23 protein-coding genes, 1 tRNA gene and 2 pseudogenes are annotated in these 20,913 nt (G+C 37.2%); 15 read left to right on the top strand and 11 right to left on the bottom strand.

Annotated features, from left to right (window positions below; genetic code table 11):
• Window positions 1-28 precede the first annotated feature (28 nt).
• Complete coding sequence (locus KTJ10_RS03430) at window positions 29-973, bottom strand: metal-dependent hydrolase (protein ID WP_262441354.1); 945 nt, start codon at window positions 971-973, stop codon at window positions 29-31.
• A gap of 320 nt (window positions 974-1,293) precedes the next feature.
• On the bottom strand, window positions 1,294-1,527 hold the full coding sequence (locus tag KTJ10_RS03420; protein ID WP_014206240.1) for a DUF2171 domain-containing protein: 234 nt from the start codon (window positions 1,525-1,527) through the stop codon (window positions 1,294-1,296).
• Between the two features lie 249 nt (window positions 1,528-1,776).
• Here KTJ10_RS03420 and KTJ10_RS03415 point away from each other — a divergent pair, with 249 nt between their 5' ends.
• From KTJ10_RS03415 to KTJ10_RS03400, 4 genes are read left to right on the top strand one after another with little or no spacing between them, the layout of a single operon-like run.
• Window positions 1,777-2,790 (top strand): acyl-CoA dehydrogenase, encoded by a 1,014-nt coding sequence (locus KTJ10_RS03415; protein ID WP_262441353.1) that lies wholly within the window; start codon window positions 1,777-1,779, stop codon window positions 2,788-2,790.
• Window positions 2,778-3,572 (top strand): PIG-L deacetylase family protein, encoded by a 795-nt coding sequence (locus KTJ10_RS03410; protein ID WP_262441352.1) that lies wholly within the window; start codon window positions 2,778-2,780, stop codon window positions 3,570-3,572. The genes KTJ10_RS03415 and KTJ10_RS03410 overlap by 13 nt, the downstream gene beginning before the upstream one ends.
• Window positions 3,547-4,146, top strand: a complete 600-nt coding sequence (locus KTJ10_RS03405; protein ID WP_262441351.1) for a class I SAM-dependent methyltransferase — start codon at window positions 3,547-3,549, stop codon at window positions 4,144-4,146. The genes KTJ10_RS03410 and KTJ10_RS03405 overlap by 26 nt, the downstream gene beginning before the upstream one ends.
• Window positions 4,143-4,787 (top strand): glycosyltransferase, encoded by a 645-nt coding sequence (locus KTJ10_RS03400; protein WP_032003976.1) that lies wholly within the window; start codon window positions 4,143-4,145, stop codon window positions 4,785-4,787. The genes KTJ10_RS03405 and KTJ10_RS03400 overlap by 4 nt, the downstream gene beginning before the upstream one ends.
• Before the next feature lie 4 nt (window positions 4,788-4,791).
• Here the strand turns inward: KTJ10_RS03400 and KTJ10_RS03395 are convergent, their stop codons facing one another.
• A complete protein-coding gene (locus KTJ10_RS03395) occupies window positions 4,792-5,154 on the bottom strand; it encodes a DUF3592 domain-containing protein (RefSeq protein ID WP_262441350.1) in 363 nt (120 codons plus the stop codon).
• A gap of 241 nt (window positions 5,155-5,395) precedes the next feature.
• On the opposite strand from KTJ10_RS03395, the gene KTJ10_RS03390 reads away from it, so the two are divergent.
• Complete coding sequence (locus KTJ10_RS03390; protein WP_032003974.1) at window positions 5,396-6,643, top strand: mechanosensitive ion channel family protein; 1,248 nt, start codon at window positions 5,396-5,398, stop codon at window positions 6,641-6,643.
• Window positions 6,644-6,730: 87 nt separating this feature from the next.
• On the opposite strand, the gene KTJ10_RS03385 is transcribed toward KTJ10_RS03390, so the two are convergent.
• Together KTJ10_RS03385 and KTJ10_RS03380 are read right to left on the bottom strand one after the other, a co-directional pair.
• Window positions 6,731-7,135 carry a hypothetical protein gene (locus tag KTJ10_RS03385; protein WP_125519125.1) on the bottom strand — a complete coding sequence of 135 codons (405 nt, stop codon included), beginning with the start codon at window positions 7,133-7,135 and terminating at the stop codon, window positions 6,731-6,733.
• Window positions 7,136-7,267: 132 nt separating this feature from the next.
• Window positions 7,268-8,534: pseudogene (locus KTJ10_RS03380) on the bottom strand (MFS transporter).
• Between the two features lie 111 nt (window positions 8,535-8,645).
• On the opposite strand from KTJ10_RS03380, the gene KTJ10_RS03375 reads away from it, so the two are divergent.
• The 3 genes from KTJ10_RS03375 (at window position 8,646) to KTJ10_RS03365 (ending at window position 10,563) form a co-directional block, all read left to right on the top strand.
• On the top strand, window positions 8,646-9,092 hold the full coding sequence (locus KTJ10_RS03375; protein WP_262441347.1) for a winged helix-turn-helix transcriptional regulator: 447 nt from the start codon (window positions 8,646-8,648) through the stop codon (window positions 9,090-9,092).
• Between the two features lie 85 nt (window positions 9,093-9,177).
• Window positions 9,178-9,507 carry a hypothetical protein gene (locus KTJ10_RS03370; protein WP_032007594.1) on the top strand — a complete coding sequence of 110 codons (330 nt, stop codon included), beginning with the start codon at window positions 9,178-9,180 and terminating at the stop codon, window positions 9,505-9,507.
• 450 nt (window positions 9,508-9,957) lie between these two features.
• Window positions 9,958-10,563, top strand: a complete 606-nt coding sequence (locus KTJ10_RS03365) for a sce7726 family protein (RefSeq protein ID WP_032007592.1) — start codon at window positions 9,958-9,960, stop codon at window positions 10,561-10,563.
• Between the two features lie 3 nt (window positions 10,564-10,566).
• Here KTJ10_RS03365 and KTJ10_RS03360 read toward each other — a convergent pair whose 3' ends face one another.
• Entirely contained in the window at window positions 10,567-11,703 is a 1,137-nt protein-coding gene (locus tag KTJ10_RS03360; protein WP_159454953.1) for a beta family protein, read from the bottom strand.
• Between the two features lie 387 nt (window positions 11,704-12,090).
• Here KTJ10_RS03360 and KTJ10_RS03355 point away from each other — a divergent pair, with 387 nt between their 5' ends.
• Window positions 12,091-12,633: a hypothetical protein gene (locus KTJ10_RS03355; RefSeq protein WP_228131199.1), complete on the top strand. Its 543-nt coding sequence runs from the start codon at window positions 12,091-12,093 to the stop codon at window positions 12,631-12,633.
• Window positions 12,634-12,701: 68 nt separating this feature from the next.
• On the opposite strand, the gene KTJ10_RS03350 is transcribed toward KTJ10_RS03355, so the two are convergent.
• The 3 genes and pseudogenes from KTJ10_RS03350 to KTJ10_RS03340 form a co-directional block, all read right to left on the bottom strand.
• A complete protein-coding gene (locus tag KTJ10_RS03350) occupies window positions 12,702-13,097 on the bottom strand; it encodes a hypothetical protein (RefSeq protein ID WP_031960191.1) in 396 nt (131 codons plus the stop codon).
• On the bottom strand, window positions 13,084-14,517 hold the full coding sequence (locus KTJ10_RS03345) for a hypothetical protein (protein WP_032042649.1): 1,434 nt from the start codon (window positions 14,515-14,517) through the stop codon (window positions 13,084-13,086). Before KTJ10_RS03345 ends, KTJ10_RS03350 begins: the two co-directional genes overlap by 14 nt.
• A gap of 305 nt (window positions 14,518-14,822) precedes the next feature.
• A pseudogene (locus KTJ10_RS03340) lies at window positions 14,823-15,002 on the bottom strand (hypothetical protein); the annotation flags it as partial.
• Window positions 15,003-15,113: 111 nt separating this feature from the next.
• Between KTJ10_RS03340 and KTJ10_RS03335 the strand changes: the two are divergent.
• The gene (locus tag KTJ10_RS03335; RefSeq protein ID WP_000735767.1) at window positions 15,114-15,467 is read left to right on the top strand and encodes a lysozyme inhibitor LprI family protein; all 354 of its coding nucleotides are present in this window, start codon (window positions 15,114-15,116) and stop codon (window positions 15,465-15,467) included.
• A 173-nt stretch (window positions 15,468-15,640) separates the two neighbouring features.
• Here KTJ10_RS03335 and KTJ10_RS03330 read toward each other — a convergent pair.
• Together KTJ10_RS03330 and cysS are read right to left on the bottom strand one after the other, a co-directional pair.
• Window positions 15,641-15,716: transfer RNA gene (locus KTJ10_RS03330), tRNA-Gly, on the bottom strand.
• Between the two features lie 63 nt (window positions 15,717-15,779).
• Window positions 15,780-17,201 carry a cysteine--tRNA ligase gene (gene cysS, locus KTJ10_RS03325; protein ID WP_032007583.1) on the bottom strand — a complete coding sequence of 474 codons (1,422 nt, stop codon included), beginning with the start codon at window positions 17,199-17,201 and terminating at the stop codon, window positions 15,780-15,782.
• A 213-nt stretch (window positions 17,202-17,414) separates the two neighbouring features.
• Here cysS and KTJ10_RS03320 point away from each other — a divergent pair, with 213 nt between their 5' ends.
• From KTJ10_RS03320 to lptB, 5 genes are read left to right on the top strand one after another with little or no spacing between them, the layout of a single operon-like run.
• Window positions 17,415-18,392, top strand: a complete 978-nt coding sequence (locus tag KTJ10_RS03320) for an SIS domain-containing protein (protein ID WP_002122342.1) — start codon at window positions 17,415-17,417, stop codon at window positions 18,390-18,392.
• A gap of 3 nt (window positions 18,393-18,395) precedes the next feature.
• Window positions 18,396-18,935 (top strand): KdsC family phosphatase, encoded by a 540-nt coding sequence (locus KTJ10_RS03315; protein WP_002122322.1) that lies wholly within the window; start codon window positions 18,396-18,398, stop codon window positions 18,933-18,935.
• 37 nt (window positions 18,936-18,972) lie between these two features.
• Window positions 18,973-19,521, top strand: coding sequence for an LPS export ABC transporter periplasmic protein LptC (gene lptC, locus KTJ10_RS03310; RefSeq protein WP_032007582.1), 549 nt, complete (start codon window positions 18,973-18,975; stop codon window positions 19,519-19,521).
• A complete protein-coding gene (gene lptA / locus KTJ10_RS03305) occupies window positions 19,505-20,053 on the top strand; it encodes a lipopolysaccharide transport periplasmic protein LptA (RefSeq protein ID WP_016144762.1) in 549 nt (182 codons plus the stop codon). The genes lptC and lptA overlap by 17 nt, the downstream gene beginning before the upstream one ends.
• Complete coding sequence (gene lptB, locus KTJ10_RS03300) at window positions 20,053-20,796, top strand: LPS export ABC transporter ATP-binding protein (RefSeq protein ID WP_002122331.1); 744 nt, start codon at window positions 20,053-20,055, stop codon at window positions 20,794-20,796. The genes lptA and lptB overlap by 1 nt, the downstream gene beginning before the upstream one ends.
• Window positions 20,797-20,913: the final 117 nt, after the last annotated feature.

Below are 20,913 nucleotides of genomic sequence, written 5' to 3'. Positions count from 1 at the left end.
GCTTTTCATTCTAAATAAAAATAGTTGCTTAGCTTAATGTCGCCGGTTTTGCAGCCTGTACCATTCCTTCAAAGTATTGAACGGCAGGCGAGCGAGCCATATAAGCTAAAGCTTGCTCGGTGTCTCCCTCATGAATTGGGTTAAATTTTGGAGAAACCCATCTTAACGTCGCTTTCCACAAATATTTAATGGTTGGTAAGTTGTCTGAGCGAGTCGCGGTTTTTTCAAATTCACGAATAATTTTGAAGTAGCCACGGCGCATCAATTTTTGAATATCTTCATGCTCTAAATCTTGCTTACCTAAACTACGGGCAAAGTCAGCAAGGAAATAAATAAATAGTGGGAAAACCGCAGCCATAATCACTTGGCGTGACACATAAAACCCAAACTTGTTTGTTAAAAGGTGCTCAAATAAATCATAAGCAACACAGCGATGTTCCACTTCTTCAGCCAAATGCCAACGGAACAAATCTGCCATAGCAGGGTCAGCTTGGTCCCAAGATTTACTGTCCAGCGTCCATTGACCAATGGTTCCCGTAAAGTGCTCGATTGCAGCAATCACGCCTACTCGGAAAAGTAACCAATATTCATCAAGCTTTTCGCCTTTTAAAAAGGGCATGCCGAGCGGTTTGTCACCCAATAAAATGTTAAAAACAAAATGGGCACGGTTGAGTGTTTCTTGAATGTCGTAACCATTTTCACGTAAGAAGTCCTGTGCTTTTTCATGCGCACGTGCATGAGCAGCTTCTTGGCGGACAAATCCAATCACTTCTTGTTTTAGGGTTTCATCGGTAATTAAGGGCAGGGTTTTATTAAACACACGGCAAAACCAAAACTCACCAGCTGGCAAGAGCATGTTAATGCCATTGGCTACATGCGAGCATAGCGGATCATTCGGCATCCAACAGACGGATGAATCGGTAAAATCGAAATGTACCTTTCTGGCTTTAAGCTGATGATTCCCTGTGATCATATACGTCACCTTATTCATAATTGTTCATTTAATGCGAATGCACAATTTTTAGCACTAAGTAAAAACGATCACCATGTGCTTAAGGGACAAAATGAACCACAAAAAGGTTTGTAGAGATAAAAGCAGCTCCATTAAAGACTAGGTAAATTTGAAATAAAACGAGGTTAAGTTTTATTTATTTTAAATATGAGATAAATAAAAAAGGCTCCTTTATAAAAAGGAGCCTTAGTTTTAGATTTTAATAATCAACTAATTTTATTTTATTAGTAAAAAATAGCTTATTTATAAAAGCTAACTCTTTTATAGTTATATTTAGAAGTCTAGATCGCTTGCCACTGATCTTTAACTTCCTCTGAATTTTTATTCAGAATGACTTGGTCTTCTTTTACTTCCCCAATCCATCCTGTAGGAATAAGGTGATGTTGACCACTTTCGTCTCGGGTGAGCTTTAACTGATTTTCACCTTCGAGGTGATCGACTGTTCCTACTTTAGTGCCACAAGAAGCAATAACATCTGCGTGTTTTTTAATATCATTAATATTTAAAGTGTTCATTTTAGACCTCTTCTGTAGAAATAGAAAAACGGTAAGAACTAAATTACTTTAAATAATGAACTAAATGTTGAGTTTTTAATAAACCTTACATGATCGGTTTATAAGTTCACTTAATGGGTGTATTTGAATAACAATGAAATAATTAGATATAAAACTAATAATATTTATCTTTTTATTACAATTTATATGTTTATTTAAACAGAAGTATTTAGATATGGTTAAATCAAGTCTTATAAATAATTATTTGCAATGAATATTAAAATACCTATAAATATGACGATATTAAGTATCTTGAGTGAATTTGAAGCTGCCTTAGCTGAAGAGAAAAGTAAGCTTCGTATAGATTTGCTCAATCAATTGGTAAGTTTAACTCACAATTTGCCTCACCCAGCTTCTGGCCAAACCTATCAACGTTGGCAACTTTTTGCTCAGATTGCTGGAGTTGACTTAAGTTTAGCTAAGCTTTTTGAGTCTCATTGCGATGCTTTAAGCATTTTGAGGGAATTGGGTTATCAACAACAAATAGATGACCAGACTTGGGCTGTTTGGGCAGCAGACGGTGGACCAGCGCCATTACAAGTGAAAGAGAGTCTTTGTAATGGCATCAAGCTTTGGTGCTCTGGTGCGGAATTTATTCAAAAAGCTTTAATGAGTTATAAGGACCAGCAAGGGCAGGCGCAGCTTTGTATTGTTGACTTAAGTCATCCATCCATTACGACCGATTTAACCCACTGGCATGCTATAGGCATGCACGCAACACAGACTGCACAAGTTCGTTTCGAGAATACGCCTGTTCAGATGGTTGGTCAGCCAAACAGTTATTTAAAACGCCCAGGTTTTTGGCATGGTGCAGCAGGTGTTGCGGCCTGCTGGTTTGGTGCCGCCGTTCGTCTAGCCGGTTTTTTACAAGAAAGCTGTCAGGCAAATCCGAATCTTTATAAAAAATTGTATTTAGGCGAAGTCGCTCATCAGTTAGAAATCACCAAACAGTATTTTGAATATGTGGCCAAGCTTATAGACCAGAAACCAATGCTAAGTCATGAGCGGGAAATTCGAATATTGCGTGCCCAAACAGAACAATGCTGTTTGAGTGTTATTGAAAGAGTAGGGAAAGCCTTAGGCGCTCGTCCTTTTTGTGAGGATGCGACATTTGCTCAGCTCATGGCTGATCTGCCCGTGTTTATACGGCAAAGTCATGCTGCTTTTGACTATGAACAAATTGCAGAACTCTGTGTATCGGAGCAAAGCCTATGGGAACTTTAAAACATCCTTTGGTTGAAGACCGCGTTATTTTTGGTGAGGGTACGGCCAAAGAGCAATGGTTAAAGGCATTTCAAGAGCATCCATTAGCGCCTTTAGATCTTGATTTATTTCGCTCAAAAAGAGTGGTAATTGTTGCGCCACATCCTGATGATGAAGTGCTTGGCTGTGGCGGATTAATGCAGCAGCTTATTGCACTGAACTGTAAGATCCTAATTTTAGCAGTGAGTAACGGCACACAAAGCCATCCTAACTCTACAAAGTATCCTCCAGATCAGCTCAATATTCTTCGCCCACAAGAAAGCTTGGCGGCTTTAAATTGTTTAGAGGTAACAGAGTCAACTGAGCATGTAGAGCTTAATTTGTTAGATGGTCAGATCCATTTGCAAACCGATCAACTGTGGCAGAGTTTAGAGCAAACTATTCAAGCCGACGATATTCTAATTTGTAGCTATGAATTTGATGGTCACCCAGACCATGAAGCAGTAGGTAAAACCGTACAAGCCTATGCAACCGCTAAGCAACTAATTTGTTTACACGTATTAATCTGGGCTTGGCATTGGGCAGAGCCTTTAGACCCACGCATTGATTGGCACCGAGCAAAAGCCTATCACTTAACCGAAGAACAGCTAACTAAAAAACATCAAGCAATTTTGCAGTTTAAAACCCAACTTGAAGCAGATGAAACTACGGGTAATGCTGCGGTTCTTTCTTCAAATGCAATTAAACGTCTTTTAATACCTTATGAGGTTTATTTGAGTGATTCATTCTCGCATGTACTTTGAAGATTTATATCGGCATAACAGTGATCCATGGGGCTATGATGCTCACTGGTATGAAGCTCGTAAAAGACTAATTTGTCTCGCGCTACTGACAAAACCCCGCTATCCAAAGGTGCTAGAAGTGGGCTGTTCAAATGGACATTTAAGTTTTCATTTGGCACAAAGAGCTGAGGAGTTAGTGTGTATAGACGTCTCTGAGTGTGCTGTTCGCTTGGCTTCCGAGCGTTTAAAAGAATTTGAGCATGTCGTTGTTGAAAACAGAAAAATACCCGAAGACTACTCGATTCAAAAATTTGACCTAATTTTAATTAGTGAGATGGCCTATTACTTATCCAAGGATGAATTGCATCAGTTTATTGAAAAGTTAAAGCATAGTTTAAATGATGATGGCGAGATTCTGTGTTGTCACTGGCGTCATGAAATTCAAGATTTTGAGTTAAACGCCGAACAAGTCCATCAAGCTTTTCAGCAACATTTCCCATTTCATCATTACCTCAGCTTAAACGACCCAGACTTTATGATTGATCTGTGGACGGCGAATACTTCCTCTTTAGCTCAGCAGGAAAAACTAAGATGAAAATAGGTATCGTCATTCCAGCACATAACGAAGAGCACTATCTATCTGCCTGTTTGCAATCTATTCAGGTCGCCATAGATAATATTTCTGGTTATGAGGTAGAAGTGCTTGTTGTACTCGATAACTGTACAGATCAGTCGCGGTTGATTGTACAAAGCCATCAAATCAATTGGATTGAATGCAACTATGCATGTGTGGGGCAAGCGAGGGATTTGGGAATCCGTCATTTAATCAGGCGTGGCGTCACTTGGATTGCATGTACTGATGCAGACACCGTGGTGAGTCCAGATTGGCTACGCTATCAAATCCAGCATCAACCCACAGATGCAATTTGCGGCACTGTGACGCTAGATGATTTTAGTCATCTCTCTATAACGAAACAGCAGAAATATTTAGCGCACTATAAAGATCAGATGGATCACGCGCATATTCATGGGGCAAATTTAAGTTTTAGTGCAGAGGTCTATCTTTTGGTTGGTGGCTTTGAGCCTATTTCATGTCATGAAGATGTATCACTAATCAAAAAATTGATCCATCATTGTTGCAATATTACTTGGAGCAATCTGGTTCGAGTAACTACAAGTAGTCGTTTAAACGGACGCGCACCTCAAGGATTATCGTACTTTTTAAATAATCTCTAATGACCTAAATCATCACTTCGCCCAATATCGAAATATTCTTTAAATTTTTAGGGTCATATTTAATATTAATAATGCTACCGACTTTATATTTATGTTGATCTTGCTTAGCAATAAGTACCTTTAGATTTTCAGTAATGATTTGGCCTTGCTCAGTTTGAAATTTTAATTTGATATAACATAAAGGGCGATATTGCACCTTAGCTAATGAGTCTTGAAAATATACGACCTCGGCAGAAGTCATCTTTCCTCGTTTATAAATCAAAAATCTTTGAACCTGACTTTTAAGAAAAAAGGTCCAGACAATATAGATAAAGAATAAGCTGAACCAGACCACTCCAATAAAAGTCAAAAAGTCAGAAAATTTCACTCAATACAACCAGAAGCCTTCGTTTAGCACATTATTCTAAAGGAGCTGATAGCTTCGATCTACTTTCTAGAATCAATCTTAAACATAAATAGGCAAGGGGGTGAAATTAAGCGATTCGATTTAAATTTGAGTGGGTATATAACTTAGTTGTTGTATTTATGACTACATATGTAAACAAACCTTATTATAAATGTCCTTAACCCCTAAAATTCTAGAAAAGAAAGTTTTAAGGTGTATAGGTTTGGATTTTTTAAATTTTTTCCGTGATATTCGGGGTGAGTTAAGCCAATATCCTTGGCTAGAGATGTTTGTTTCACTCACTATTTTGATTTTATTTGCAGCAATAGCAAATTTTATTGCTAAACGCATTATTGTTCGGGGCGTTCGTCATTTAGTCACAAAACTCAAATCTCCGAATCAATCTATTTTTGCTCAGCATAGCGTTATAAAGAAATTTGCAAATATTGTTCCTGCCGTTGTGATTATGAACGGTATTGCAACGGTTCCTCATCTATCTCCGAAGTTTATTGCTTTTGTGGAGATGGGCGCGCAAGCATTCATTTTTCTTACACTCGCGCTTACGATCAGCGAACTATTAAATATCTTTAACCTTATTTATCAGCGTAATCCGAAATCTAGAAATAAGCCGATTAAAGGTTACTTACAGCTGGTTAAACTCATTTTATTTGTTGTGTGTGGCCTCATGATTTTGGGAACATTCCTTAAAAAGGATGTGTTCACTTTACTTGCAGGTTTTGGTGCAATGGCAGCGGTATTAATGCTGGTTTTCCAAAACACCATTTTGTCTTTGGTGGCGAGTGTACAAATTGCCTCTTATGACATGGTGCGTATTGGCGACTGGATTGAAATGCCATCACTCAATGCAGATGGTGATGTAATTGATATTTCACTGCATACCGTGACTGTTCAAAATTTCGATAAAACCTATACCACCATTCCAACCAATAAGCTCGTGACCGATACATTTAAAAACTGGCGAGGCATGAGCAATTCGGGTTGCCGTCGAATGAAGCGTTCACTTTTTATCGATCAAAGTAGCGTTCATTTCATGAGTGATGAAGAGCAACAAAAGCTCAAAGACTTTTTATTGCTCGATCAATACTTAAATGCAAAGAATTCTGAAATTGAAGAATTCAATAAGCATTTAAGCAATCAATCTCGTTACAACAAGCGCCGTCTAACCAATATTGGTACATTTAGAGCCTATGTTGAATTTTACTTACGTCAGCACAAGGGTATTGCTCAAAATCAAACCATTATTGTTCGTCAGTTACAACCGACCAGCCAAGGTTTGCCGTTAGAGATTTATGCATTTACCAACACGATTGCATGGGTTTCTTATGAAGCGATTCAGTCAGATATTTTTGACCATTTAATTGCGATTCTTCCCGAATTTGGTTTACGTGTTTACCAAGCACCTTCGGGTCATGATTTGCAAAGATTAACGGCAGAAATTCACCCCAGTTAAGTTTTAAGCTGTAAATAACAGCGCCTAAACTATTTTAAAAAAGCTCCCAGACGGGGGCTTTTTTTTACTCATAGTCTTCACAAAAGATTAGCCGGCAAACCAAATATTCTGATGATCACACATGGGACTCAAATGCTTAATACGTAGATTGTCTTGCTCAAAATCACCAATATTTCCAGTAATATCTAATCTATTGCCTAAGCCGATCTGCTGACCTTTATAACTTAAAGTGTTTTTTTCATCATCCCACTGAGCAGTATGTTCAGGGAAGACAATGAGTATATCCTTCACATAAAGACATCCTTGCTTTAACTCTAAATTTCCTTTTAAGCGTGCTGAACCAGAAACGCCATTAAACTGATAAACTGGGAGTTTTACAGCATCGGGACCATCGTCTGCTTCTTGTTGATGACATCCTGCAACAAGGGCAAATATCATGGTGTAAATCACTTTATTATAGATACCCAATTTTGTTCCTATAGGGGTTTTCATATATTTGATAGTAATTGACTAAAGTTACATATCAATCTTTAGATTGTTAAAGAAGATTTCATCCCATTACCGCTCGAACTTCAAAGTTGAAGACCAAATGAGTTTATTTATGGGGGATAAAATTTTTGGTTATTATAATTTATGTATTTGTATATTGTTATCTTTTTTCATCTGCTCTTTAAGACGCAATATGTTGTGTCATTCGCCAAAATAATAATGCCAGAAGGCTAACACCTGCGCCGAGTGTACACACGCCAAACCATCCAGCATAAGCATAAGTCGCTGTTGTGCTGATTGCACCCAATCCGCTACCTACCGCATAAAAGAGCATGTATAGACCAACAAGCCGACTATGCGCTTCAGGACGAGTACGAAAAATCATACTCTGGTTGGTGACATGTAGGGCTTGTCCACCTAAGTCTAGCAATACGATGCCAATTACAAGTGCCCAGAGCGAATAGGACATGAGTGAAAGTGGAGCCCATGCAATTAATAATATTAACAGTGCTGCCAAGCTTGTACGCTGAGCATATCCACGGTCTGCCCAGTAACCGGCACGCGCAGCAGCCAAAGCACCAATCACCCCAACGAGCCCAAAAGACCCAATTACAGTATGAGAAAAGTTATAAGGCCGGGCACTTAATGGCAGTACCAATGCACTCCAGAAAATATTAAATGCTGCAAACATCAGTAAAGCTAACACACCGCGCACTTGTAGCACTTTTTCTTGGCGTAGCAGTTTCAACATAGAAGCCAGAAGTTGAGGGTAGCGCATGGCACTGGGTTGAATATTTAAATGAGGAAGTCGTTTCCAAAGGGGAAAAGCAAGCATGAGCATGATGATGGCTGCGCAAAAGTATACGCCGCGCCAACCCGCTATATCACTAATTCCCCCTGAAAATACGCGGGCAAGTAGTAAACCAATGAACACACCACTTTGTGCAGTACCTACTACATGTCCTTGCTCATGTGGGGCCGCAGCACTTGCAGCATAAGCGATAAGCCCTTGTGTCATGGCTGTGCCGAGTAAACCCACCGCAAGCATTCCTACCAAAAGAATAATCGTAGAATGGGCAAAGCCAACTACGAACAATGCAGATATTAAAGCCAATAACTGTAGGGCCATTAACCGACGCCGATTTACCAAATCACCCAACGGCACTACAAAGATTAAGGCTAGCGCACAACCTATTTGAGTGGCTGTCACCACACCACCAATGGCGGCATGACTCACATTAAAGTCACTCGCCAATATGTCGAGCAAGGGCTGTGCATAATAGACATTTGCTACGCTTGCACCACTAGCAATCGCAAATAGCAAAATTACGCCACGAGGCATGCTTGGAAGCGGTTTATCACTTTCGGAGGATGAAGTTGAAGATGCAAGAGAAGCTTTCATGGGCCTAAATCCATTCAATCTAGTTTTAAAATGCAACTAGTTGAATGTTAGATCGACTGGTTTTAAAATGCAACTAGATAACTTGTTACTGATAATTGGTTAGGAAACTCAATGGCGAACTCTACACTGATAAAAGATGAACCTTGTCCTGTTGCGCGCTGTGTCAATCTCATAGGAGATCGTTGGTCATTGCTTATTGTGCGTGATGCTTTTGATGGAATGCGCCGTTTTGGAGATTTTCAGCGCAGCTTAGGAGTAGCACGTAATATTCTTTCTGATCGCCTAAAAAAATTAGTCGATGCAGGTGTTCTTGAACTGCAAGATGCTTCAGATGGCACGGCTTATCAAGAATATGTATTGACCGCTAAAGGGGAGAGTTTGTTCCCAGTGATTGTTGCCCTACGACAATGGGGAGAGCAGAACCTATTTGAAAGTGGTGAGCACCATTCACTGTTAATTGATAAAAATACGGGTCAGCAAATTCCATTTATGGCACCAGTCGCGGCAGATGGAACAGTGCTGAGAGCTTCTAATACTGAAGTGCAAAAGGTGAAATAAAAGAAGAGAAAACAAAAATAACTTTTTTTAACTTAAATTTGGGCAGATTAGTTGCTAATCTTGCGCGTCAAATTAAGGTGAGATTATGAGATTTATATTCCTCTTTATAAGTGCAATTTCAATTCAATGTTATGCAGCATCAGAAGCAATGGAACTTCATTACTGTGAAACTGTGAAAAAAGCAGCGAGTGGTGTGATGGATGCTAGACAACATGATGTGCCCGCTAAAGAGTTACATGACATCGCCAATCATCTTGAAGAGCAACAAGCCAAGCAACTTTATCAAGAACTTATCAAATCTGCATATTCTTCAAAGCTATTTGAAGATCCTCTCATTAAGTCAAAAGCTGTCGAAAATTTTCAAACCACTTGGCATGAACAATGTTTGGCAAAAGAATTAGCTAAAAATATGTGAGGGAGTTGGCGAAATTAGCTAACTAACCGATACTAAAAACCACCTATTTTTTAAGCTAGGTGGTTTTTAAATTTTGGAGCGGGAAACGAGACTCGAACTCGCGACCTCAACCTTGGCAAGGTTATAATAACTATTAAATAACAATAGTTTATATTTTAATGGGGTCGAAGTGGTGTCGAATATTTTTTTACAAAAATCTTGAGTTACTTTGAATGTTTTTCTCATTATTTTTCAAAATTACTAACAGAATATGATTCTAAAAAATGTATGAGATTATCTACAATTAATTCTAATATAAATAATCTGTTGTCATAGCAGCAGATGCATATTAGATTACTAATAAAGAGAACAATAATTTTTTAAGTACTATTGGACGATTGAAAAATCATACTGGTTTGTTAGAATCTTTTCCACTTTTTGCATGGAGGCAAAAGTAACGGAGGATACTTTATGTTTTACACTGAAAATGCGCTTGGGCCTGACGAAATTAGAATTAATTTAACCAATTGGCTTAAAGATAAAGCTGAATTAAAACATAATGATATGCTTATTAATGAGTTAGGTTTTTACAATAGAACTCCTGAATCATCAGTTGAAACAACTTTCCGAGCTGACTTAGTTTTGGCCAATGGTCGTCTAGTCGGATTTGAAATTAAATCTAAGGCAGATTCTTTAAAACGTTGGGATAAGCAAATGTTAGCTTATAGCAATGTTTTCAATGAAGTTTGGTTATGTTGTCATAGCTCTCATCTAAAAAAAGCAATTGAAACTACTGAAAATCATATTGGAATTTTAATGGTTGATGACCATGGTACAATTGCAATTTATAAAAATGCTAGTCCAAATAAAAATATTAATGCTTTTGATTTAACAAGTTTTTTGTGGAAGGATGAACTTAAAGAATTGGCATATTTAAATAACTTGGCTATTCGCTCATCTGATAATAAGAAAGTTATAAGGGAACGAATAGCATCAAATATTGATATGAATGTAATTAACGATTTTGTTTTAAAATGTCTTAAAACTAGAGATAGAGCTTATTCTTTAGTTGATTGAAATTTATTCATCTTCATCTTTTGGAGTAAGTAATTTGTTGTAAAGGTCTTCGGTTAACAGCTTATTCAAAAGAGTAATATGTTGATTAATCCGAATTTTATTCCATACAGAATTTGTTTTGGGTTCTTCAGTACATCGACTAATTGCGTGAATTCTTCGATTTCCCCAACAAAAATTCTCACCATGTTCCTTAAAGTGTACAGTTTCAACAATTCGCTTTGCTACTTCAATTAATTGCTCCCATTCTCCGCTCTTACCGTAACGATATTGAATCCAGCCTAAGTCAAAGGCATAGCCTGCAAAAGGTATAGGTAGACTCATTTTTGCAGGATCGTAATCATCTGAAATATCTCTTAATGGATTCGTAGAGGCGTAATCACCATATATACATCTAATAGCTGGATTTGACTTATTTACTAATTGAGCAAAATAAGCTTGCCAAATTGGATCTATATTTCTAATCTCTAATTCTTCATTTTTATTAGGACGATTATTAGGCCAAGAGGTACTTAGAGTTAAAATATTCTTAATTTCATATGATATAGCTCTGTTCACACATTTCATAACTGCACTTTCTGCACTTAAAGAAGGTATGACTTCGATTGAGCATATGTCAATAATAAGAAGGATTTTATTTATTTTCTCGTCAGGAATTGCATTCATGATAGATGAGAAAATACCAAGCTTTTTATCTAGATTTGTGCTATCGATATGATCGATTTCTAATCTGATTCCTAAATATCCAAATTTATCTAATACTTTTAAAGCAAACTGTGTGACAGATCTGGCATCGTCTAATGCGTTAAAACCCACGACTGGCTTTATATTCGAGTTTAGTTGAGATAAATTTTCGAAAAAATTGTATTTGTATTCATAATGGTTCTCTGAATTGTCTAATAGAGGAGCAATGCCTGAGACTTGATCAAGTGTATATCTAGAATTATCAACAAATAATGGTCCACCATCCCAGTCACTCAAGAAGCGTTCAATATCTTTAAGTGATTCCGAATTACTTCTCAAAATTAATAACGGTGCTACTTGTTGTTTAACTTTTTTGTCAAGCTCAGTAAGGGCTGCTAGTTCAAATCTACTCGTTCTTATTGCTGGACAATAGTTTATTGTGCTCAATAGATTATTCATTATTTCTCCCCCCGATCTGTAATAAAGAGTCATGTCGGGCTCATGACGAAAACTAAAATTATGTGGTTAAAATTTATAAATATTTATTAAATATATAATGTAATATTTTCTTATTGTAAATATTAATAAGACTAAGGGCCAAAATACATATCAAACCTACTTTTATTAACTGATATAAAAATTTTTAAAAGCAGTGGCGATAATAAAAAAGTAATAATTTTCAAACTTTCAGTGTCTTAGGTTAAGATTAAGGAAACTATTTACTAACTTTAGCTAATGAAAAATTTTAATGAATTTCAATTAATAGGAATAGGAATTGCTCTTTTACTAACCTGTATAATTTTTTCTCTCATAGGGAAACATATTTTAGGTCTAGAAGGAGACTATTTGTCTGCTGCAGCAACTTTATTTGCTTCAGTTATTGCTTTTATACTTTTCAATGATTGGAGAGATGAACAAGAACATCAAGTGTTCACTGAACTTATAAAAACTATTAAACAAGATTATAGAAAATTAAATGACAAATATATTGAAGACTTATATAGCTTACATGAAATGCTACACAAGCTTAAATTCAATCAGCCTACACAAGCGTTGACGTTTGAAGTAATCGAAAAAATTACTTTGTCATATACTACTTTCTCAAGAGTATTTAAAGAAATTCAAATTACTCTATTAGAAATTAAGGAAATTAAGAGTGACTTTAATAATTTTGATGAGATGTATAAAACGATTACTGATTATGAAGATGAGCTATATAATTCTTATCAGAATGTATGTAATGAAATTCAAAAAATCTCAGATACAAATAACTATGAAGAAACAATTTATAAATTAAAAAATTTTAGAGATCTCGAAAATGACTTGGTGGGAAAACTTTATGTTGAGATCGTTTTTGGTTTGATAGGGAAGTTATCGGCTAAGGGATAAAGGCGCTTTTAGCGCCCTTTAATTCTTCCGTCTCGACTGCCGCTGCTGCCTTTTAATAAGATGTTAAGTTATCCAGCAAACCAAATACTTTTATGATCACATAAAGTACTTAAGTTTTGAATTCGCTGGCTATCTCGTTCAAACTGACCAAAACCACCAGCTATGTCCAATTCTTCACCTAAGGCAATTTTTTTACCTTTATAAGTTAAAGTCTGATTTTTGCTATTCCATTCTGTAGATCGTTCAGGAAATACAACTAAAATGTCATTCACATATAGACACTCATCCTTAAGTTGTAATGGTCCTCTTAATCTTGCAGAAGCAGAAATACCATTGAATTGATAAACAGGAATTTTTACTGAGTTAAGTTGATCTTTATTTTCTTGCTTACTGGGTACTTGCTGCTGACATGCAGCAAGTAGTCCTAACGAAGCAACCGCTAATAATATTTTATTGATATACAAGTTGAGCTCCTATATCAGCCAAGTAATCTACGCTGGTATAAATGACTGTATTTGTGATTGTTTCGCCAGTATCTTTCCATGAGCATGCTGACTGAATACCAAATGCTACATTTAAAGCAAACCATGGGCCGCCACTGTCACCACGCACACAACGCAAAGTACCTAAGCCAGATGTATGATTAGTGCCAGCTCCACTTTGGGTATTGGTAACAACTACATAAGTGTTTCCACCTGGATGATGATTCGCACCAGTAATTGATATTACTTCACCACAGCTTTGCATCAATGCTGGATTTGTTGGTGAAGTTTGTCCAAGGTGACAAACATAAGATCCTTTAACTGTTCCACTTTTTACTGCAGTACTTGTTCGATTTCGTTTACCTGTTAATGCTCGAGCTGGTGATGTTGCGTCAGCATAAAACTCCGGTACTGCTTGTTGAGTAGTAGTCGTTCCAGCTTTCATAAAAGCTAGATCCATTCCAGTATCGTCACGATACATACCTGCTACTGGTGAAATAGCATATTGAGTTCCATCTTTATCTTTATAATTTAAAGGAACATTTGGATCTATACAGTGGCCTGCAGTTATAACGCCAAGCTCACCAGTAGAAATTCTTTTTGCGGTAAAACCAGTCATACAGTAGTTACCACCTGAATTCGTTACTAACCATGAACCCCCACGTGTTTTAGTAGGGCGAATACCACTAGGAATTTCTGATAAATCTACTTTGACGTTGAGTAGTCTTTCGAGAGCTTGTTTATCAACTTGTTTTAGAGATTTCACATAGACTAAGGCATTTCCAGTCTGCTCATTATCTAAAATCATTTCAACTGTAGGGTAAGCCTTTTTCACAGCAGCAAATGATTTATTAAGATGATTTACTCGTTGTTGCTTAGTATTTGAAGCCCCTTGTATAAGGGTAATAGGGGCACTTACACCGCGCTCAATAGCTCTATATGCTGATTCCACTTCTGTTTCAGTTAAATTTGCCAGCTTTCTAACTTGAATACGTTCTTGAACATTTTTATTTTTTAAAAGCTTAATCGATGTATCTGGTTTTCTTTCTAATTTAAAAGCTTGTTGAGAATTATTATTTCCAACAACTTTAACTTTTAATCCGAAGTCAGGTCCATTATCAAAATATAGACCAGAAATAACATTTTTATATTTATCACTTAAACCTGCTACCTGATTATCTGTACCATGCATAATAAGTAATCTTCGCATAGCTTCGTCTAATGTAACTCCATAAGATGCTGCATAGTGTTTCGCATCAAATGCTAATGTCTCAGCGACATTCATTACAGGTTTTTGTTGATTTGAATTACTATCTGCTGCAAATACACCGGTCGAAGTAAATGCAATAAATAAAGTGGTTGAAAGGGTTTTTAATTTAAATTTCTTGTATTTAGATGACATTTTTATCTCACAATGGAATCAATTATGAGTCTAAAACCTAACATATAGTTTTTTTATAAAATATAAAAGCGTGTAACTAAATATTTTACCAATTGATAAAATATAAGAATTTATATGTTAAATGGTTAATATAAATATGAAAATAAAATCATTGTAAAATTGTAAATAAATTAATTTATAAGTGGTTTTTACATTGAATAACTTTAATGAAAATATTGTTTTTAAATTTGTGATTTTATTTAAACTTGGTTTTTTTGGTGGAATATATTTTTATAAGAAATAATAAAGGGGCGTAAAGCCCTATATTAATTCTTCCTTCTCGACTGACGTTGCTGTCTTTGCCTGTTTAAATTTTCAAGGATAGGAATAACTTCATTCGGTTCATAAAGATGCTTGCCATCAGTCCCTTTATTGAATGGACGAAGCTCATCAATAATCAATTTACGAGACAGGCTATAGCGATCAATTAACCATGCTGCAGTAACTGAAATGACGTAGCTAAATAATTAAAACCTCTGGTACGAATAAAAGTTGTTTCATGTCATAATTAAAACCTAATGATTCAAATAGTTAGAAATTTGAAAGGTATTATATAAATGAAGAAATTAATGCTTACATTGTTAGTGTTATTTTGTGGGGTTGCTCATGCAGAATGTAAAACTGGCAATGTTTATTCTGATATTGAATGTTTTGAAAAACAGTTAAAAACTGATAAAGCTAAAATGAATAAGATATACAATAAATTAGCTTCAAACTTGGATAGTGAAGGGAAAGCCAGTTTGGAAAATTCCCAAAAGGCTTGGCTTGATTATCGTACAAAGCAATGTTCTGGTTTGATGGGGTATTATGGATCTCAAGCAATGGGAGCAGGTTCACATTTAATTATTTTAAGTTGTGAAGCTGATAAAACTAAAGAACGTCTTAATGAGCTTAAAAGTTTAGATCTTTAAAATAGGTTTTAAAAATTACGGTGTTTTAAATATTTAATTCTAAACCTGCTTTTTAGCGGGTTTTTTTAATACTTAAAGTATAGGTTAGTTGAATAGTCTAATTAATCAAAGCAAATAACTACCAGACAATAAAAAACCACCTAATTCTTTCAAATTAGGTGGTTTTTAAATTTTGGAGCGGGAAACGAGACTCGAACTCGCGACCCCAACCTTGGCAAGGTTATGCTCTACCAACTGAGCTATTCCCGCAATGTGAGCACATTATAGAGTGTTTCATTAAAGTGTCAACACTCTTGTGATCTAATTGAACGTTTAATCAGCACGACGCCAAACTGTACCTTGGCGAGTGTCTTCAAGTACCACACCTTGGTCGAGTAAAGACTGGCGAATACCGTCTGCTTTAGCAAAGTCTTTTGCTTTTTTCGCATCAACACGTTGTTGAATGAAATCTTCAATTTCAGCATCAGACAAAGCAAGCGCTTCTTGTCCAATATCTGATTTTAAGAAATCATCTACATTGTGTTGTACCAAACCTAAAATATTGGTGAGGTGACGTAATGTCGAATAAAGTACAGTCGCTTGGTCAGCTTGCTCTTCTTTTACAGCACGGTTTAACTCTTTATTGAGTTCAAACAATACAGCCATTGCTTCGGCCGTGTTGAAGTCATCACACATTGCATTGTTAAAGCGTTCAATAAAGCTTTGCTCAAGCGTTTCAGTTGTCTTGTGACCATACACTTGTTGGTAAGCTTTAAATGAATGGTAGAAGCGAGTTAAAGAAGTTTTTGCTTCTTTGAGTGCCACATCAGAGAAGTTCACAGGACTACGATAGTGCGAAGACACAATAAAGTAGCGGATCACTTCAGGGTGGAATTTCTCCATCACGTCACGAATCGTAAAGAAGTTGCCTAAAGATTTAGACATCTTTTCTCCGTCAACGTTAATGAAGCCAACATGCATCCAGTAGTTTACATATTGCTCACCAGTCGAAGCTTCACTTTGCGCAATTTCATTTTCATGGTGTGGGAACATTAAATCTGAACCACCACCATGAATGTCAAAGTGATTGCCTAAGCAGCAAGTCGACATTGCAGAACATTCAATGTGCCAACCCGGACGGCCATTACCCCAAGGTGATGCCCAAGATGGTTCATTTTCTTTGGCATGTTTCCAAAGTACAAAGTCAAAAGGGTGTTTCTTTTCAACTTCTACATCAACACGCTCACTTGCGCCAGCTTGCATATCATCAAGCTTACGGCCAGAAAGACGACCATATTTTTCAAATTTGGTCACTTCAAAATAAACATCGCCGTTTGAAGCAGGGTAAGCAGCGCCTTTGTTGACCAAATTGCCAATCATATTTTGCATCTGGTCGATATATTCAGTTGCTTTAGGTGCTTCATCAGGAGCCAAACAGCCTAGGTTCGCTGCATCTTCATTCATTGCATCGATGAAACGAGTGGTGAGTTGTTGGATTGTTTCACCATTCTCATTCGCACGTTTGATGATTTTGTCGTCAATGTCGGTAATGTTGCGAATGTAGCGCACATTCCAGCCTTGACTACGTAAGAAACGAATAATGTAGTCAAATGCAACCATAACTCGAGCATGCCCGATATGACAGTAGTCGTAAACGGTCATACCGCAGACGTACATATCGATGTGACCTTCTTTGCGAGGTACAAATTCAACTTTTTTTCGTTGCTCAGAGTTATATAAAACAAACGGTTGCATAAGGGTTTTCAAACACTCAACAAAAACAGTGTTACATCATAACTGATGCATCATTTTTCACAAAGGTTTATGCAAGAATTTTATAAGCTTGTGAAATCTTATACATTTAAAAACGTGTAGATGATTGAGTTATGTTAGAATGCCCCCAAATCTTTTGATTAAAATCACCGATCTTCACAAGAGATCAGATCAATTATTTTGAGTCAAACTCGTATGCCCAATCCTACAGATTTCCAAAGCAGCGCATTAGCAACATTGCGTATTGAGCAACAAGCCTTAGACGTGTTAGCAACACAAATTGGTGACAGTTTTAACCGAGCTTGTGAAATATTGTTACAGTGTAAAGGTCGTGTTGTGATCACTGGCATGGGTAAGTCAGGGCATATTGGCCGTAAAATGGCTGCTACTTTCGCCTCAACTGGTACACCATCTTTCTTTATGCATCCGGGTGAAGCTGGACATGGCGATTTGGGAATGCTGGTTCGTGGTGATGTTTTAATTGCGATTTCCAACTCTGGAAAAAGTGATGAAATCATGATGTTGATGCCTTTAATCAAACATCTTGGCGTTCCTCTTATTACGATTAGCCGTGATGATAAAGGCCCAATGCCACAAAATGCCGACATCGCTTTAACTTTAGGTGAGTCTGACGAAGCGTGCCCATTAGGTTTGGCGCCTACGTCGAGTACTACAGCAACTTTAGTATTGGGTGATGCACTGGCTGTCGCTTTACTTGAAGCGCGTGGTTTTACCGCAGATGATTTTGCTCGTTCGCATCCAGCAGGTGCGTTGGGTAAACGCTTACTTTTACATGTAAAACATCTGATGCATACAGGCGATGAACTGCCAAAAGTTTCACCAGATACACCAATGAATCAAGTGCTTTATGAAATTTCTAATAAACGTTTAGGCTTGACGACAATTGTAGATGAACAAGAACATTTGCTTGGTATTTTCACCGATGGTGACTTGCGCCGTTTAATTGATAAACAGCAAGGTTTTGATGTGAATTTGCCTGTTTCAGAAGTGATGACAAAAAAACCATCAACGATTTCTCAAGAAGCACGTGCGGTAGAAGCTCTACAACAGCTGAACCTGAAAAAAATTAGTCAGTTTGTTGTGGTAGATGACCAAAACAAAGTGATTGGTGTAATTAGTATGCATGACCTTATTCAGGCAGGGGTGAATTAATCAATGGCATCTTATGCATTGTTAGAACAAGCGCGTCATTTACAGGCATTGGTTCTGGATGTTGATGGTATTTTAAGTGATGGCTTCGTAACGTTAACCAATAGTGGCGATGAAATTAAATCATTCGATATTCGTGATGGTTTAGGAATGAAGCTTGCACAGCAAGCCGGCATGAAAGTTATCATTATTACAGGCAGAAAAAGTAATATTGTTGAAAAACGTATGTCTGATTTAGGTGTAGATCTCGTTTTTCAAGGCCGTGAAGACAAAGGCTCAGCACTTCGTGAAGCTTGTGCGCAGTTTAATATTTTGCCGTCTGATTGCTTGTATATGGGCGATGATTGGCCTGATTTATCTGCTTTTGCAATCGCAGGTATGAGTGTTACTGTGCCAAATGGTCACGAAGAAGTACGTCGCCGTGCGCATTTGGTTACGCAGTCGATGGGTGGGCGTGGTGCTGTGCGTGAAGTCTGTGATATGTTGCTGATCGCAAAAGGCATTTACCAAGAACTTCTTGAAAAATATCTTGCAGTACCGCATTAATAATAAGATTACTTAAAAAGGTAGGCTATTCCTGCTCATGGATACCAGAGTTTTATCAATTGTTGCTGTAGTGGTTGCTGCTATAAGTGGTGGTTACTACTACTATAGTGGCAAGGCAAAAAAACTAGACATTGGTTCTGCGAAGAATATGACATATTCAGCGCAGGGCGTCCATTTGACTCAAACTGATGATCAAGGCAATTTGTATATCCGTGCTGAAGTTCGTCAGCTTGAACAGGATATGCAACAAAAAACATCAAAGTTGGATCAACTTAATGCCTCGATGTATAAAGATGGCAAAGTTGATGCGACGTTCTTTGCAAAACAGGCAAATGGCTACGATGATAACCGTAAAGTTATTTTATCGGGTGATGTGGTCGCAACTAAACTTGCGCCACAAGGGAAGATTGAGTTCCAAACTGATGAGTTAACCGGATATCCAAAAACCAGAGAAATTGAAACCGATCACCAAGTGGTTGTTCAATCTCCGCAAGGCGATTTTGTCAGCAAAGGATTAAAAGCTAATTTGAATAATGGTCAGTACGAATTTTTTAATATTCGAGGAAAGTATGTACCAAAGTCTTAATTTAAAACGTTCTTCAGCTTTCCTAAAACAAGCTGCGGTAATTACATTCGTTGCTTTATCATCTGCTTCGACTTTTGCTTTACCGTCTGACCGTAATCAACAAATTTCTTTAGTGGCAGATCGTGCAACTTATAATGAAAAAACGGGTTTGACGACCTATACGGGTAATGTTGTGATTGAGCAAGGTACGATGAAGCTTCAAGCCGACTCGATTGTTGCTACGCTGAACTCTAAACGTGAAATTCAAACGATTACTGCCAAAGGTAGACCGTCTAAATTCCAACAGCAAATTAGTGCTGACAAGGGCGTTGCACGAGGCGAGGGTCAAACCATTGTTTATAATGCAGATACAGGCATTATTACTTTGACTGGTGGTGCATATCTATATCAAGATGGTTCAAGCATCCGTGGTAACTCATTGAAATATAGTATGAACAAAGGTGATGTTGAAGCTCAAGGTTCATCATCAAACCGTGTTCAAATTATTATTCCGCCATCAACTTCAAAAAGTTTCCCAGGAGCGCGTGACTAATGCAACAAGCTCTTCAACCCCAAACTTTGTGTATTAAGCACTTAGCAAAAAACTATAGTAAACGTTGGGTCGTCAAAGACGTATCTTTTAGTATGCAAAGTGGACAGATTGTTGGTTTGCTTGGCCCTAACGGTGCAGGAAAAACAACAAGCTTCTATATGGTTGTTGGGCTAGTGCGTATGGACAAAGGTGAAATTCACCTTGATGATCTTGATATGTCCGATTTAGCAATGCATGAACGGGCACGTAAGGGAATCGGCTATCTTCCGCAAGAAGCTTCTATTTTTAGAAAACTGACAATTGCTGAAAATATTATGTCTATTTTAGAAACACGCAAAGACTTAAATAAGCAACAGCGCCAACAACGTCTTACTGAATTGTTGAATGACTTTAAAATCAGTCATATTAAAGATTCATTAGGAATGAGTGTGTCTGGTGGTGAGCGTCGTCGTGCTGAAATTGCACGTGCATTGGCTGCTGATCCTAAGTTTATGTTACTTGATGAACCGTTTGCCGGTGTCGATCCAATTTCGGTAGGTGATATTAAAGATATTATCCAGACCTTAAAAGATCGTGGTATTGGTGTGCTTATCACAGACCATAACGTACGTGAAACTTTGGCAATCTGTGAACGTGCGTATATTGTGAGTGAAGGTGCGGTAATTGCGGAAGGCACTCCACAAGAAATTTTGGATAATGAACAAGTCCGTAAAGTATATTTAGGCGACGATTTTACAGTTTAAATAAAAAAGTTAATCTGTTTGGCTAAAAAGAGGTCAGTGCCTCTTTTTAGTTTTTTTATATTTATTTTTTAAAAACAATAAATTAGAATCTTTAGTTGATGAAAAAGTAATATGTGA

This window comes from Acinetobacter sp. WU_MDCI_Abxc222, from assembly GCF_025514755.1.
Classification (GTDB): domain Bacteria; phylum Pseudomonadota; class Gammaproteobacteria; order Pseudomonadales; family Moraxellaceae; genus Acinetobacter; species Acinetobacter geminorum.
The sequence above is the reverse complement of the archived record's forward strand: the minus strand, read 5'-3'. Positions and strand labels throughout refer to the sequence as shown.

Excerpts from the sequence above, each read along its gene's own strand:
- KTJ10_RS03320 (WP_002122342.1), top strand. The coding sequence starts at position 17,415 with ATGCCCAATCCTACAGATTTCCAAAGCAGCGCATTAGCAACATTGCGT.
- KTJ10_RS03415 (WP_262441353.1), top strand. The coding sequence starts at position 1,777 with ATGAATATTAAAATACCTATAAATATGACGATATTAAGTATCTTGAGT.
- lptA (WP_016144762.1), top strand. The coding sequence starts at position 19,505 with ATGTACCAAAGTCTTAATTTAAAACGTTCTTCAGCTTTCCTAAAACAA.
- lptB (WP_002122331.1), top strand. The coding sequence starts at position 20,053 with ATGCAACAAGCTCTTCAACCCCAAACTTTGTGTATTAAGCACTTAGCA.
- KTJ10_RS03410 (WP_262441352.1), top strand. The coding sequence starts at position 2,778 with ATGGGAACTTTAAAACATCCTTTGGTTGAAGACCGCGTTATTTTTGGT.
- KTJ10_RS03385 (WP_125519125.1), bottom strand. The coding sequence starts at position 7,135 with ATGAAAACCCCTATAGGAACAAAATTGGGTATCTATAATAAAGTGATT.
- KTJ10_RS03420 (WP_014206240.1), bottom strand. The coding sequence starts at position 1,527 with ATGAACACTTTAAATATTAATGATATTAAAAAACACGCAGATGTTATT.
- KTJ10_RS03370 (WP_032007594.1), top strand. The coding sequence starts at position 9,178 with ATGAGATTTATATTCCTCTTTATAAGTGCAATTTCAATTCAATGTTAT.
- KTJ10_RS03375 (WP_262441347.1), top strand. The coding sequence starts at position 8,646 with ATGGCGAACTCTACACTGATAAAAGATGAACCTTGTCCTGTTGCGCGC.
- cysS (WP_032007583.1), bottom strand. The coding sequence starts at position 17,201 with ATGCAACCGTTTGTTTTATATAACTCTGAGCAACGAAAAAAAGTTGAA.
- KTJ10_RS03345 (WP_032042649.1), bottom strand. The coding sequence starts at position 14,517 with ATGTCATCTAAATACAAGAAATTTAAATTAAAAACCCTTTCAACCACT.
- KTJ10_RS03365 (WP_032007592.1), top strand. The coding sequence starts at position 9,958 with ATGTTTTACACTGAAAATGCGCTTGGGCCTGACGAAATTAGAATTAAT.
- KTJ10_RS03430 (WP_262441354.1), bottom strand. The coding sequence starts at position 973 with ATGATCACAGGGAATCATCAGCTTAAAGCCAGAAAGGTACATTTCGAT.
- KTJ10_RS03400 (WP_032003976.1), top strand. The coding sequence starts at position 4,143 with ATGAAAATAGGTATCGTCATTCCAGCACATAACGAAGAGCACTATCTA.
- KTJ10_RS03315 (WP_002122322.1), top strand. The coding sequence starts at position 18,396 with ATGGCATCTTATGCATTGTTAGAACAAGCGCGTCATTTACAGGCATTG.
- lptC (WP_032007582.1), top strand. The coding sequence starts at position 18,973 with ATGGATACCAGAGTTTTATCAATTGTTGCTGTAGTGGTTGCTGCTATA.
- KTJ10_RS03360 (WP_159454953.1), bottom strand. The coding sequence starts at position 11,703 with ATGAATAATCTATTGAGCACAATAAACTATTGTCCAGCAATAAGAACG.
- KTJ10_RS03335 (WP_000735767.1), top strand. The coding sequence starts at position 15,114 with ATGAAGAAATTAATGCTTACATTGTTAGTGTTATTTTGTGGGGTTGCT.